The sequence below is a fragment of the Pseudomonas fragariae (ex Marin et al. 2024) genome (assembly GCF_059621105.1).
Genome location: NZ_CM184369.1, coordinates 3,322,313 through 3,337,063, shown reverse-complemented (window position 1 = coordinate 3,337,063; position 14,751 = coordinate 3,322,313). Strand labels below are relative to the sequence as shown.

Sequence of the window (14,751 nt, the reverse complement as noted above, 5' to 3'; positions counted from 1 at the left end):
TCATTTCGTCGCCATCACGGGAATCTGCTCGCCGGGACCGGCCTGCTCGGCAGCGATCAATCGCTCCAGGATCTTGCGTGACTGCACGCCACCGGCGTCGATATTGAGCTTGAGCAGGTTGCGATGCGGATGCTGAAGCAGGTTCTGTTGCTGGCGCTCAAGCATTTCCAGGTCTTCGGTGAAGATCTTGCCCTGGCCTTCACGGATGCTGGCAGTCAGCGCTTCGTCGGCCGGATTGAAGTTGCGCGCCATGCCCCAGAAGTACCAGATGGACGTGTCGGTCTCGGGGGTGATGAAGTCGACGACGATGCTCGACGCCTTGAACTCCTTAGGCGCGTCATAGCCGCCTTTGCCCGCATGGGCGACGCCGACTTCGATCAGCACATGACTGGGCGGCGTGAAGCGGCAGATCTGCCAGCGATCGACCGGCACGTCATCGGCCAGATTGTTGCCACGCAATGCCATCTGCCAGAACGGCGGCGGCATGATGTTTTCCATGTGCCGGGCGGTGACCACTTCCTCGCCTTCGACCGTTGTGACGGGCGCTGCCTCGTCGATTTCCTTCTGGCCGATGCTTGACGCATGCACGTAGGTTTCGTGAGTGAGGTCCATCAGGTTGTCGATCATCAGGCGGTAGTCGCACTGGATATGAAACAGCCCGCCGCCGTAGGCCCATTCGTCGCTGACTGCCCACTCCAGATGATGAATGAGCGCCGGGTCGGCTTTTTCCCGGTCACCGGGCCAGACCCAGATGAAGCCGTAGCGCTCGACCGCGGCGAAGGTCTTGTTACAAGGGAAGCCGCGAACACGCTGGCCGGGCATTGAAACAGTCTTGCCGTCGCCGCCCATGACCAGCCCGTGGTAACCACACACCAGCTGGCCGTTCTCGACATAGCCCAGCGAGAGCGGGGCGCCGCGATGCGGGCAGAAGTCTTCGACGGCCACGACCTGCTGGTTCTGGTCGCGATAGAACACCATCTTTTCGTTGCAGATCTGCCGGCCCAGAGGCTTGTCGGCGACTTCATCCGCTGTGCAAGCGACGTACCACGCATTTTTCGGGTGCATGATGGTTCTCCACGGTTCGATTATTGGTCTTATGGATCCACAGAATGAATCAAGTTGTTTCCTCGCGATTATTAATGCCACAGGATCGCGATTAATCCAATGATTAATTTAGTTAACTATTATTTAATGGATCCACAGAGGCCGATCAGCCGGGGCTGGATACCTGCAACGCTGCGCGCAGGCGCGGCGCGAGGGCTTCCAGCAGGGTCTGCACGGAACGCAATGCGCGACAGTCGGGGCGGGTCAGCAGCCACAGGTCGGTGCGGCATCCTTCCAGCGGGCCACTCAGGCGTTCGACCGCTCCAAGGCCCTCGACCGTGAAACCGGTCAGCGCCGCGACGCCCAGGCCGGCAGCGACCAACTGCGAGACAGCCGACATGTTGCTGCAGCGGTAGCTCGGTAATACCCCCGGAAAGGCCTGTTTACGCCAGATTACCGAGGTGTGGTCGGGCATCGAGTCGTCCGGGCTGATCCACGGGATCGAGGCAGGGTTCTGCGTCAAGGCCTCGCGGTATTCGGCGCGGCCACAGACAAAGTAGTCGGCACTGCCCAGGCAGCGTCCGATCAGGTGCTCGGGTGGCGTATTGGTCAGGCGCAGGGCGATGTCGGCATCGCGACGGCTGAGGTTGGCAAAGGCATTGGAGGTGGCCAGCTCCAGCGTAAGGGCAGGGTACTGCGACATGAAGTCCGCCAGCGCCGGTAATAGAAGGCTATGCAGTACTGCATCGGTACAGGTCAGGCGTACCGTGCCGCTGACGACCTGTTCGCCCTGTTGCAGGGCGATGCGCGCAGCAGCAAGCGCCTGTTCGGCGCGCTCGGCCTGCTCGGCCATGGCCTGCGCGGTATCGGTCGGTATGTACCCGCGCCGATTCTTTTCAAACAGCGCTGCACCGAGGGCTGCTTCCAGGCGACGGATCGAGCGGAATACGGTCGATACATCAACCTGCAACAGATCGGCGGCGCGTGCCAGCGTGCGGCCGCGAACCAGGGCGAGCACCAATGAAAGGTCGGCGTGGGTGATTTCATATTGCATCGGTGCATTGTTCCTTTGCCGGAATGCCTATGTTTGTTGCGCAGATGACTATCCTAGACTGGTTTCATTCCCGCTGGATAGCGTCCAAATGGCGCTGACCATTCAGATTTCACACAGGATTCAAGCTATGTCGCGACCTCCCTTGATCGGTGTCACCGCCTGCCGTCAGCAGTTGGGCAAGTATTCTTCTCACACCGCAGGCGACAAGTACGTCGAGGCTGCAGCCTTCGCCGGCATGCCGGTGATTCTGCCTGCACTCGAGGTGCCCACCGAGCCTGCGCAACTGCTCGCGTCGCTGGATGGCCTGCTGTTTACCGGCTCGCCGTCCAACGTCGAGCCGCGTCACTACAATGGACCGGCGAGCGTGGAGGGCACCGCTCATGATGTATTCCGGGACCGCACCACACTGCCGCTGCTCAGGGCTGCCATCGCTCAGGGCGTGCCGGTGTTGTGCATTTGCCGCGGTTTTCAGGAGCTGAATGTCGCTTTGGGCGGCAGCCTGCATCAGCGGGTTCAGGAGTTGCCCGGCTATCTGGATCATCGTGAGCCGCAAAGCGAGGTGCTGGCGGTGCAGTACACGCCAAAGCATGCCGTGCAGGTGCAGCCTGGCGGTTTGCTCGACTCGCTCGGGCTGGGCCCGGGCTTCGAGGTCAACAGCCTGCACAGTCAGGGTGTCGATCGTCTGGCGTCGGACCTGCGCGCAGAAGCATTGGCCCCCGACGGTCTGGTCGAAGCGGTGTCCATGCCCGGCGCGCCAGGCTTTGTGCTGGGTGTGCAGTGGCATCCGGAATGGGAGTTCATGGACAACCCCGTGTCGCTCAACCTGTTCAAGGCCTTCCGCGAGGCCTGCCAGAGCTATGCGCGCAACCACCGCTAGAGCGATGAGCTGCTGAGTGTTGCGGGCAAACGTGATTTAATATCCGGCTTGACGGCTTCGGGTAATGGACGATCCATTGCGCCGGGGCGCTGCCTCATTCACCGGATATCTTTCACATAAGGCCACTATGGATACGGGAGCACGACTCAAACTGGTGCGTGAAAGCTACAAGCTGTCACAGCGTGAGCTCGCCCGACGCAGTGGTGTGACCAATGCCACGATTTCCCTTATCGAACAAAATCGTGTCAGTCCTTCCATCAGCTCGCTGAAAAAGCTGCTTGAGGGGATTCCCATGACGCTGGCGGATTTTTTCACATTCGATCAGCCTCCGGGACAGGATCAGTACGTGTTTCGAGCCGGTGATCAACCCGATCTGGGGCGCAACGGTGCCCGTTTGCTGCTGGTGGGCGCGACCCTGCCAAGCCGGCAGATGCGTTTTCTGCGTGAGCAATACGCGCCGGGTGCCGACTCGGGCGATGAGCCGATCGTTCACAGCGAAGGCGAGGAGTGCGGTCTGGTGACGCGCGGCACCGTGGAGCTGACCATCGATGGGCAAGTCAACATTCTCGGTCCGGGGGACGGCTATTACTTCCCGACCACCTTGCCGCATCGCTTCCGCAATATTGGCCAGGACGAAGCCGAGATCATCAGCGCCAACACACCGGCCAACTTCTAGCATGCGCTTGCTGGCAGGCGTCACGATAACGTGATGATCGTTCAGCACGTCTGGCAATACGTCTGGATAAAATTCAACTGACCAGCGCTGTCGGCCTGTAACCCTGCGGGTTCATGCACTGCCAGCGCCAGGCGTCGGTGAGCATCGAATCAAGGTTGAACCTGGCTCGCCAATCCAGCTCGCGCGCTGCTTTTCCCGGATCGGACCAGCATGCTGCAATGTCTCCGGGCCGGCGTGGTTCAAAGATCAACGGCACAGCTTTGCCGGAGATACGTTCGAAGGCGTGCACCACCTCAAGCACCGAATAACCCTGTCCTGTGCCCAGATTCCAGACGGATACGCCACGTTCGTCATGAATTTTGTCCAGCGCCTTCAGGTGTCCCTCGGCCAGATCCATCACATGAAGGTAATCACGCACACCTGTTCCGTCCAGCGTGGGGTAGTCACTGCCGAATATGTGCAGGGCAGGGCGTAGTCGATTGGCAACCTGCAGCAGGAAGGGCAACAGGTTGTTCGGCGTGTTGCAGGGTGACTCGCCCAGCAGGCCGGACGGATGCGCACCAATGGGGTTGAAGTAGCGCAGCAGACCGATGGACCAGCGTGGATCCGAGCGGGCGACGCTTTGCATCACATGCTCGGCCATCAGTTTGGAGTGCCCGTAAGGATTGGTCGGTAAACCCAGTGGGCAGTTCTCATCCAGCGGCATTTGCTCACACCCGCCGTAAACCGTCGCGGATGAGCTGAATAACAGGTCGAACACGCCTGCTTCTGCCATTGCCTGACACAAGTTGACGCTGCCGCTCACGTTGGTCTCGAAATAGCGCAGCGGCTCTCGAACGCTTTCGCCCACCGCCTTGAGTCCGGCGCAATGCACCACTGCCTTGACAGGGTACTGAGCGAACAGCCGGTGCAACGTCGCTTTGCTGCGCACGTCGCCGTGGATGAACGCAACCTGTCGCCCGCAGAGTTCCTCTATCCGTCTTAACGGCTCTCGCGAACTGTTGCACAAGTTATCAAGCACGACGACATCGCGGCCATCTTCAAGCAACTCGAGCGCGATGTGAGCGCCAATGTATCCCGCACCACCGGTAACCAGAATCATGATTGTCCTCCCTGGATTTTCGCCGCCTCGGCAAGAAGCGAGCTGACGGCCCGTCGTCGTGACCTTTCTCAACAGGACGACAGAGGAGCCTCGCTTGCGAAAATCAGGACCAGACCACCGCGTGGGGAAAACGTACTGCAGGTGCCAGAAAAACATTCGCTCAAGACTAGGGGCGTATTTGTTCCGCCGAGTTCAACGGTTCATTCTCAACGGCGCCTACCCTTTATCGGAATCAACGAACAGCGGCCTGGGCGCGTGTTCGAAACCCATGAGCCGGTCTATGGTTGCTCCATGCATGTGATTGTTCCATGTACGCAACAGCCGCCACTGCCTATCCTCATCATGAATGCCGTCGAAGTTCAGCCCTTTTCAGAGCCCTTCAGTTTCATCCAGGACTTTTTAACAGAAGGGAAAACGCTATGAACGGTGTTCAAACGATTCAATCCGAGACGTCGGCCTTAACCAGAGTCGAGGCTGCCATCAGGCCTTTACTGCTGTGCCTGTCCCATCTGCGATGGGGGTTTGTCTATCAGCGTCCTCAGCACATCATGTCGCGAATGGCGCAGGATTATCAGGTGGTGTTTCTTGAGGAGCCTGTTCTGTCGGACTCCCCTGATATCCGGCTTGAACAACTGCCGCAAGCGTGCGGTGTCACGGTACTGGTGCCGCACCTGCCCCGGAAAATGCAGCCTGATGAGGTGATCACTGCACAGCGCGCATTACTGAATCGTTTTATCGATGCACAACACTTCGGTGAGTTGCTGTTGTGGTATTTCACCCCGATGAGCCTGGCGTTTACCGACCACCTCAGCGCGCACGTGACGATCTTCGATTGCATGGACGAATTGTCTGCGTTCAAAGGTGCGCCGCCAGAGCTTGTCGAACAGGAAAAAGCTTTGATGAAGCGCGCAGATGTTGTGTTTACTGGCGGCTTCAGCCTATGGGAGACCAAGCGTCTGCAGCATGCAAATGTGCACGCCATGCCCAGCAGCGTCGATGTCGGGCATTTTGCAGCCGCTCGTAGCGGGCAGTCTGACCCTGAGGATCAACAGTATATCCCCTATCCAAGGCTTGGCTTTTTCGGCGTCATTGACGAACGTTTTGATATCGGGCTGATTCAGCAACTGGCCGAGTTGCAGCCGCACTGGCAAATCGTCTTGATCGGCCCCGTGGTGAAAATCGACCCGGCAAGCCTGCCGCATTTGGCCAACGTCCATTATCTAGGCAGCAAGTCCTATGACGACTTGCCAGCCTATCTGTCGGGCTGGGACGTTGCGTTGATGCCATTTGCGCTGAACGACTCCACACGCTTTATCAGCCCGACCAAGACGCCGGAATACCTGGCTGGCGGCTGCCCGGTGGTATCAACCCGGATTGCCGATGTTGTCAGAGCGTATGGTGAGTCGGGTGTTGTGGCCATTGCCGATGACGCCGACGGGTTTGTGCGCGCGACTCAAGAGGCCTTGGCGCACAAAGGTACTATCGATTTTCTTCGCAAAGTTGACGCATTGCTGGTTGGCGAGTCCTGGGACAACACGTGCGCGGCCATGAAGGCGCAAATCGCCCTGGTGGCCATCGGGGAGCACATCGAATGCCTCGGATAAATCTTGAATCAGCCGCGCGTGAAAAGACGCCCTATGACTTTCTGATCGTCGGTGCAGGTTTTGCAGGCAGTGTGTTGGCGGAAAGGCTGGCGGCGGGATCGAGCAAGCGCGTTTTGTTGATCGACCGACGTCCACATATCGCGGGTAACGCTTACGATCACCTGGACAGTGCCGGGGTGTTGGTTCATCAATACGGGCCACATATATTCCACACCAACGCTGAGCGGATTGTGGAATACCTTTCACGATTTACCGAATGGCGCGATTACGAACACCGTGTGCTCGCCAGCGTAGACAACCAACTGCTGCCTGTTCCGATCAACCTCGATACGCTCAACAGCCTGTACGGCTTGCAGATGAATGAACAAGAAGCCGAAGCGTTTCTTGCCAGCCGCGCCGAGCCTGTCGAGACGATAAGAACCTCCGAAGATGTTGTGATCAGTCAGATTGGTCGGGAGCTGTACAAGAAGTTTTTCCGTGGCTATACCCGCAAACAATGGGGGCTGGACCCCTCGCAACTGGACCGGTCGGTCACCGCCCGAGTACCTACCCGTACCAACTCGGACAGTCGTTACTTCACGGACACTTTTCAGAAAATGCCGCTGCATGGCTACACGCACATGTTTGAACAGATACTCAACCACCCGCTTATCGATACCGTACTGGGGGTCGATTTTGCCGATGTGCGCAAGGCGGTGAAGTATTCGCATTTGATCTATTGCGGGCCGATCGATGAATACTTCGGTTATTGCTACGGCCGTCTTCCGTATCGATCGTTGCGTTTCGAGCACAAGACCGTTGATCAGGCGCAGTTTCAATCGGTGGCGGTGATCAACTACCCGGATGAGGCAGTCCGTCATACGCGCATCACCGAATACAAGCACCTTACCGGTCAACTGCACGCCAGAACCAGTCTCAGTTATGAGTTTCCAAGTGCCGAGGGCGACCCTTATTACCCCATTCCCCGACCCGAAAATGCCGAGTTGTACAAGCGTTACAAAGCATTGGCCGATCAGTCGGATGAAGTCACTTTCCTTGGGCGGCTGGGCACCTACAAGTATTACAACATGGACCAGGTCGTGGGCCAGGCGTTGGCGTTGTACCAGCGGCTCGCCCATGACTTCCCTGAGCAACCTCCCGAACCGATTGAACAGCCTGCGCGAGGTTGAGCATGGGCGGTCTGTTCGACAGTTTTTTCATCGGCGGATTCGAGTGCGCCAGCCATCGACGAGGTGACGGTGTGCGACTCGACCTGCTTCACACCACCGGGCACGACCGCTGGACGCAGGAAGATTTTGCCGCAGTGGCCGAGTGCGGAATGCGTACTGTACGTGACGGTCTGCGCTGGCATCTGATTGAAGCCCGCCCAGGTTGTTACGACTGGAGCAGTTTTCTGCCCATGTTGCGAGCCGCGCGGCATCAGGGCACCCAGGTCATCTGGGACTTGTGCCATTACGGTTACCCTGATCATCTGGATGTCTGGCGGCCGCAGTTTGTCGAGCACTTTGCGCGTTTTGCCGCTGCGGTGGCTCAGCGTGTCAAGGACGAAGGGGAGACCGCACCTTTCTATTCGCCGATCAATGAGATTTCGTTCTGGAGTTGGGCCGGGGGCGACATGGCTTATTTCAACCCCGGTAGTGAGCAGCGCGGCATGGAACTCAAGCATCAACTGGTCCGGGCCAGTATTGCGGCAATAGACGCGATACGCATGATAGAGCCCAACGCGCGTTTTATTCAGGCCGAGCCATTGATTCATGTAGTACCGGCGACACGTGGCAGCGGAGATGCTGCGGCAGCAGAGCGCTATCGGCTGGCGCAGTTCGAAGCCTGGGATCTTTTATCCGGACGGCAATGGCCTGGGCTGGGCGGCCGCCCCGAGTATCTGGATATCCTGGGCGTCAACTTTTATCCGCATAATCAATGGCAGCTCAATGGCCATAAACTTAAGCACGACGATCCGCAGTACAGGCCTTTTCAGGGCATGTTGAGCGAGTTGCACGGGCGATACGGCAGACCGATATTGATTTCTGAAACCGGTGCGGAAGGCGTTCAGCGTCTGCCCTGGTTCAATTACGTTTGTGCCGAGGTCGGCAAGGCGTTGAGGGCCGGCGTACCTGTGCAAGGTATCTGCTGGTATCCCGTTCTCGATTATCCGGGCTGGGATGACGGCCGACACTGTCCGGCGGGGCTGCTGGGTTATGCAGACGGGCAGGGTACGCGGGCGATCTTTGACCCTTTGCAGGTGGCGTTGCGCGACAACACGCTTGAATTGGCGGCTCTCATTCGAGAAAAGAATGGAAAACCTGCCGTTTGAGTAAGCGTTTCGGGAGTGCGTGACCCCTCAAATGAATATAATTCGATTTTTGTCAGATACCTGAGAACCCTTTTGAGGCTTCACCAGTCCTAGCCATTAGAGAGCAGGCGCAATAGCCCAATAAACAGTCGTGGAGTTTCTGGAGTGTCGGAAAATAAAGCCCGGGTCGACAATGCGGCGACGGGAGATATCAAGCATCAGGGGAAAGATATCTTTTTCGCGGCCGTAGAAACGACTCGGATGCCGATGATCGTGACGGACCCCAATCGCCCGGACAACCCCATCATTTTTGCCAACCAGGCATTTCTGGAAATGACCGGCTATTCGTCTGAGGAAATCATCGGTAGCAACTGCCGGTTTCTTCAAGGGCCGGACACTGACCGGGCGGCGGTGCAGTCGATTCGCGATGCAATCGAAGAGCGCGTCGATATCTCCACTGAAATTCTCAACTATCGCAAGGACGGCTCATCGTTCTGGAATGCGCTGTTTATTTCCCCGGTCTATAACGACGCGGGCGACCTGATTTATTTTTTTGCCTCGCAACTGGACATCAGTCGCCGTCGAGATGCCGAAGAAGCATTGCGTCAGGCTCAAAAGATGGAGGCCTTGGGTCAGCTTACCGGTGGCATCGCGCACGACTTCAATAACCTGCTGCAAGTGATGGGCGGTTATATTGATTTGATTGGCAGTGCGGCAGAGAAACCCGTCATTGATGTGCAGCGTGTCCAGCGCAGTGTTCATCACGCCAAGTCTGCCGTCGAGCGCGCCAGTACTCTGACCAAGCAACTGCTGGCATTTGCCCGCAAACAGAAACTGCAGGGGCGAGTGCTCAATCTCAATGGCCTGGTTTCCACGACAGAACCGCTGATCGAGCGTACGTTCGGTCCGGAAGTGGTTATCGAAACCGATCTGGATCCGGCACTGAAGAACTGCCGTATCGATCCAACCCAGGCAGAAGTCGCACTGCTTAATATTTTCATTAATGCGCGCGATGCACTCATTGGCAGGCCCGACCCGAAGATATTTATTGAAACCCGCAATCTGGTCGTCGACGAGTTGGCCAATATGTCTTACGACGGTCTGTTACCCGGCCGTTATGTCTCTATTGCAGTCACGGACAACGGCATTGGCATGCCTGCGAGTATCCGTGATCGGGTAATGGACCCGTTTTTTACCACCAAGGAAGAAGGCAAGGGCTCCGGGCTCGGCCTGTCGATGGTCTATGGCTTTGCCAAGCAGTCGGGTGGTGCGGCGCGTATTTATACCGAAGAAGGTGTCGGCACCACGCTGCGCCTGTATTTCCCGGTAGACGAAGCCGTCCTGAGCAAGAACGATCCGCCGAAAGCTTCGGAACGGCGTATTGGCAGTTCCGAGCGGATCCTGATCGTGGAAGATCGTCCTGATGTGGCCGAACTGGCGAAGATGGTGCTGGATGATTACGGCTATGTCTCGGAAATTGTCCTCAATGCCCGTGAGGCACTGAAGCGCTTCGAGGCCGGCAGTACGTATGACTTGCTGTTCACCGACCTGATCATGCCGGGCGGGATGAACGGTGTGATGCTCGCGCGGGAAGTCAGGCGCCGGTTCCCGAAGGTCAAGGTGCTGTTGACCACCGGCTACGCTGAGAGCTCGATCGAGCGAACCGACATTGGCGGCTCCGAGTTTGAGGTGGTGTCCAAGCCCTGCATGCCGCAGGACCTCGCCAGGAAGGTCAGGCAGGTCCTCGACGGGCCGAACGGTATCGCCTGACGATACTGACAATGAACACATGAAGGCCTGCCTGTTCTCAGTCGGGCCTTCATGCTGTTTGGCGCTGTCTTTATTACGATACCTGCGCACACCCTTGTAAGGTTGGGTATATCCAGTGAGTGTCGGTATTCAAAAAGGCGGACAGCCGGTTAATGCCCGTCTGTTATTAACGGACATCAGACAACTGCGAATAGTTAGAGCAAACAACCTAATAAAACGGAACGTTTGTAACTCGCTTGGAGCATGGCGCGCAGGTAACGTTCCTTTGATGTGCGTCACTATCAATACAGTTCTATTGTGCTTTTTCAAGCCTGAAAAAAAGTCTATAAAAATTTTAAACTTCTTGAACGTCGCTCGGGTCATTGATGGGTACGCCACACATGTGTGCGTTTACTGCCAATGACTCAAAGGACTATGACTATGATTCGCGACGACCGTATCGCCCCAGGTGCCCCCGTGTACCACGAAACTCATGCAGCGGGTCCGCTGCTTAAACGAATCTCCTGGAGTGCGATTCTGGCCGGTGTTGTTCTGGCCATGGTTGTTTCGCTGTTGCTGAACCTGTTGGGTACGGCAATCGGAAGTGCCAGTATCGATCCCATGCAGGAAGCCAATCCATTGTCCGGCATTGGTACGGGCGCAGGTATCTGGGTCGTTGTAAGCTCGGTGATCTCGCTGTTCGTCGGCGGCTGGGCCGCTGGACGTCTGGCGCAGCGCGAAGGTGCGTTTCATGGCCTGCTGGTGTGGGCGAGCGTCTCGCTGATCACTGTTTATCTGGTCTCCAGCGCAGTGACCGGCGTCGTGCGCGGCGGCCTTAACCTGGCAGGCAGCGGCATGTCGGCACTGGGCAGCGGTATCGCACAGGTGGCTCCGGCCGTTGGCAGCAAGATTCAGGATCAATTGCGCGCCCAAGGCATTGATTTCAATCTGGACGATATCCAGGGCGAAATCGAAACAGCCATGCGTCAGACCGGCAAGCCCGAGCTGAACCCTGACAACGTCAAGCAGGAAGCGCAAGCGACTCAGCAAGATGCGCAGAATACTGCCAAGCAGAGCGCGCAGAACCCTCAGCAAGCTGACGAGCAATTGAGCGGCCTGATGGATCGCATCAAAGCTAAAGGCGACCAGGCGTGGGACGCCGCTGACCGTCAGGCGCTGGTCAATCTGATCAAGGCGCGTGGCAACAAGACTGACGCCGAAGCCAACCAGATCGTCGATCAGGCTCAGGCCAGCTACCGTCAGGCGTATGCCAAGTATCAGGAACTGAAAGCTCAGGCCGAACAGAAAGCCCGCGAAGCGGCTGAAGTGACCGCCAAGCGTGTTTCGCAAGGTGCCTGGATTCTGCTGATCACGCTGGTGATCTCGGGTCTGGTAGCTGCGGGTGCAGGCGTACTGGGTCGTCGCACTCAGCCGCCAGCCAAGGTTGTTGCTGCGGTCTGATTCACTGCAATAAGACTTGAACGGAAGCACCAGACGGGGAGCGTTGATCGCTCCCCGTTTTTATTCATGATGCAGGTGATTGATGGCGTGCAGTTGATACTGATGCAGTCGACATTTTTTGATTGAGGTTACCTTTCGGCAAATCCTCAATCTTCCACCACCTCATCATCCTGTTCTGCAATCTGCTTATTAAAAGAGCGTTCAAAGAGCAAGCGTTCTGCCAAAGAGCTACCAGGAATATCGTTGATTTCAACGGTAGCCCCCGTGTCATCGGCATGGGTCACTCTGATTCGCTTCCCGGATAAAACGTCGTCTGCCGACCCACCTTGCCGCAACGGAGCGTCATTCATGCCATGTATGCCTGATGGCGTTGTGTCCACGAGCGTGTTGGAGACGGAGTTGCCATTAAAACGAGCGATTCTCACAATCACACCATTGACAAATGGATCGTCAGTTGGCCAGTTTTCAAAGCCGGGTGAAGGCTTGCGGAATTCCAGCGTGAGATAACTGCCATCGCTACGAAACAGGCGTAAGCCTTTGACCACTTCGGGATCCGCCGCTCTGAACAAGGGTGCAATGTTATAGGTGCCATTTTTCATCACTTCAGGAAATTGGTCATCAGTGAGCCAGCCCGCGTAGTACAAATAAGGAATGGGGTAAAGACGTGACCCCCCACCATTCAGGGTATCCGAAGGGTCAGCGCTATTAGTGACTGCGCACCCACTGGCGCCGATTTGCACAACTTCCCGACTATTGTAAGGGCAGCGCTCCAGCGAGGTCGCATGAGGTCCGCCGAGGCTATGACCGAATTCGTGTTGCCACATCCATGGCTTGTGGCCCGAATTATTTCCCATGGCCCACCAGCCCGGCATCGCAGCAAGCCCACCCCAGGAGCACGAAGTAGAAGGAATCTCAACGGCGACATAATCGTAATTATCCCTGTCAGTTCCCTTGTCGCGTGCGAGTTCTATCGCTTTGTTCCTCAGTTCAGTGGAGGGGCAACCTGAAGGTCTGGGGCCCAGGTCTAGACCGGTCACCGCATCCCCGATGAACTTCAGATGATCGCCGGAGGAAAAAGAGACCGCGTTGACAAATGATGTGTTATCACCGGGCGCTCCGAAGAAGGCCTCCCTGGTGGCCTCGAAGTCGGTTTCTGGCTTGTCACTGTATCGGGTGTGCAGCAGGAGAACTTTTCTATCGCCTACGATGGGGCGTCTGGGGATCTTGGGTACTGCCAATTCAAAGTTCCATGTCACTGCCTTCGACCGTGACTCCGGCACCATCTGGATGGTGTTACCTGCAAAGCCCAGAACTTCGTTATCACCGACAAGGTCGTTGCGATATTTATTGGCCAGTACAAACCCTTCTATGAGGGGAATGAAGTTCCTGTTGTAACTCCAGGAACGCTCCGAGGTATACCCGGTACCTTGGCAGTTGATCATTTTACTAGTTGACCCTAAGCACTTTTCTGTATCCCTGTCCAGCAGCGCGCGATTGGTCAATTTGTCATACCCCGGTACGATGACGGACATTCGCCAGTCTTGGCCGGGCACACTTTTACAGGGAGAAAACTCGACGCTGACTTCATCTGCAGACAACGCGAGGCACGTTTCCTGCCCTTTTTCAACGTTCCTGATGTAACCATAACGCTTGGCGATACTCCAGTTCGCCGAGCCTTGTTCTTTGCCACCCAATATCAACTGTTCGCTGGCATTGATTTGTAGGTAGTTAGCCATTCCCAGATCACTGATATATTTGTTTGACAGCTGACTGGGGTTGTTGCCGTCCCGATTCCACAGTCGCTTGGACTGATAATCATGACTGCCCGCGCTGGCACACGCGGCCATTTTTACGCTGTTGGCATTCGCCGCAAACAAACACATTTCTTGCGCTGATGTGGACAGCAGTTTGTTTTTTACATAAAGCCTTTTTTCCTTGGGCGTAAAAGTCCATTGCTGACTGTCCCTCCCCAGGCACTTTTGCAGTACCACACTGGTCATGTCACCCGTCAGTGTTAAACAGGCGTCCGGGCCATTCACTGTACTGATGATTTCTTCGTAAAGAGGTTGGGTGATTGTCCAGTGTGATGAAGCTCCCTCTGCAGGGCCAAATACCAACTGCCCGCTTCCATCACTGAGCAGGTAGTTATCAAAGCCTAAATCCTTGATGTATTTATTTGATAACACGCTGGTGTGGTCACCGTCTCTGCTCCAGAGTCGCAAGGATTGATAGTCGTTGCTGTCGGCGCTGGCACAGGTTTTCATGCTGACGTGACGTGGATTCGACGCTGACAAACACATGGCCTGCGTTGATCCGCCTAACGCCTTGTTTTTTAGGTACAGCATGGACCCTGATGACACAAAGATCCATTGTTGATAATCGGTGTTGACACACTTCTGCAGTGAGACAGAACTTAAATCACTGTCGAGGGTTAAACAGACCTGCTCACCTTGCGCAATGCTGATGATCTGCTCATAAGGATTCATCTCCGTAGAAAAGGCGTTTGAATGGAAAAAACCCAGGAAAAACACGTACGTGAAAGCCGGCATTGTTTTCATAACTCTCCCTGTTGCTTGTGTCGGCGCATCCCTTGCGCCGTCAGTATTTTGTTTGCCCTATAACTATTTCTGAACTAAAAGTTCGCGATTAACACAGGGTTGACCAACACGGCCAGGTCACGCTTAGGCTCTGTACGAAAAGTCGGCGAGCGAAGGTCAGGCGAGGCAAAAACAGGCGAGGAAGCGGAGTCTACGTGTTGTAAATGAGCATTCCGAGCCTGTTTTTAACGAAGCATCACCGAGCGCAGCCGCTTTTCGTACAGAGCCTAGGCATGACCTGCATCAGGCTGGCTTATCTGTAAGATTAGTAGACCTGCGAAGAGATTTATTGGG

Annotated in this window: 11 protein-coding genes; 7 read left to right on the top strand and 4 right to left on the bottom strand. The window is 56.3% G+C overall.

Annotated features, from left to right (window positions below; all coding sequences use genetic code 11):
• Entirely contained in the window at positions 1-1,065 is a 1,065-nt protein-coding gene (locus tag AC54XV_RS14215; RefSeq protein WP_003401095.1) for a Rieske 2Fe-2S domain-containing protein, read from the bottom strand.
• Positions 1,066-1,210: 145 nt separating this feature from the next.
• Entirely contained in the window at positions 1,211-2,098 is an 888-nt protein-coding gene (locus tag AC54XV_RS14210) for a LysR family transcriptional regulator (RefSeq protein WP_058399028.1), read from the bottom strand.
• A 127-nt stretch (positions 2,099-2,225) separates the two neighbouring features.
• On the opposite strand from AC54XV_RS14210, the gene AC54XV_RS14205 reads away from it, so the two are divergent.
• Together AC54XV_RS14205 and AC54XV_RS14200 are read left to right on the top strand one after the other, a co-directional pair.
• The gene (locus AC54XV_RS14205; RefSeq protein ID WP_024638139.1) at positions 2,226-2,975 is read left to right on the top strand and encodes a gamma-glutamyl-gamma-aminobutyrate hydrolase family protein; all 750 of its coding nucleotides are present in this window, start codon (positions 2,226-2,228) and stop codon (positions 2,973-2,975) included.
• A 127-nt stretch (positions 2,976-3,102) separates the two neighbouring features.
• Positions 3,103-3,651 carry a cupin domain-containing protein gene (locus AC54XV_RS14200; RefSeq protein ID WP_003344936.1) on the top strand — a complete coding sequence of 183 codons (549 nt, stop codon included), beginning with the start codon at positions 3,103-3,105 and terminating at the stop codon, positions 3,649-3,651.
• Between the two features lie 73 nt (positions 3,652-3,724).
• Here the strand turns inward: AC54XV_RS14200 and galE are convergent, their stop codons facing one another.
• Complete coding sequence (galE, locus tag AC54XV_RS14195; protein WP_011267903.1) at positions 3,725-4,753, bottom strand: UDP-glucose 4-epimerase GalE; 1,029 nt, start codon at positions 4,751-4,753, stop codon at positions 3,725-3,727.
• 419 nt (positions 4,754-5,172) lie between these two features.
• On the opposite strand from galE, the gene AC54XV_RS14190 reads away from it, so the two are divergent.
• From AC54XV_RS14190 to AC54XV_RS14170, 5 genes are all read left to right on the top strand, one after another.
• Positions 5,173-6,357: a glycosyltransferase family 1 protein gene (locus tag AC54XV_RS14190; protein ID WP_058399029.1), complete on the top strand. Its 1,185-nt coding sequence runs from the start codon at positions 5,173-5,175 to the stop codon at positions 6,355-6,357.
• Positions 6,345-7,526: a UDP-galactopyranose mutase gene (glf, locus tag AC54XV_RS14185; protein WP_058399030.1), complete on the top strand. Its 1,182-nt coding sequence runs from the start codon at positions 6,345-6,347 to the stop codon at positions 7,524-7,526. The genes AC54XV_RS14190 and glf overlap by 13 nt, the downstream gene beginning before the upstream one ends.
• A gap of 2 nt (positions 7,527-7,528) precedes the next feature.
• Complete coding sequence (locus AC54XV_RS14180; RefSeq protein ID WP_058399031.1) at positions 7,529-8,671, top strand: glycoside hydrolase family 1 protein; 1,143 nt, start codon at positions 7,529-7,531, stop codon at positions 8,669-8,671.
• Positions 8,672-8,815: 144 nt separating this feature from the next.
• Positions 8,816-10,420 carry a hybrid sensor histidine kinase/response regulator gene (locus AC54XV_RS14175; RefSeq protein ID WP_058399032.1) on the top strand — a complete coding sequence of 535 codons (1,605 nt, stop codon included), beginning with the start codon at positions 8,816-8,818 and terminating at the stop codon, positions 10,418-10,420.
• 420 nt (positions 10,421-10,840) lie between these two features.
• Positions 10,841-11,860, top strand: coding sequence for a hypothetical protein (locus AC54XV_RS14170; RefSeq protein WP_011267900.1), 1,020 nt, complete (start codon positions 10,841-10,843; stop codon positions 11,858-11,860).
• 146 nt (positions 11,861-12,006) lie between these two features.
• On the opposite strand, the gene AC54XV_RS14165 is transcribed toward AC54XV_RS14170, so the two are convergent.
• Positions 12,007-14,418, bottom strand: a complete 2,412-nt coding sequence (locus AC54XV_RS14165; protein ID WP_011267899.1) for a ricin-type beta-trefoil lectin domain protein — start codon at positions 14,416-14,418, stop codon at positions 12,007-12,009.
• Positions 14,419-14,751: the final 333 nt, after the last annotated feature.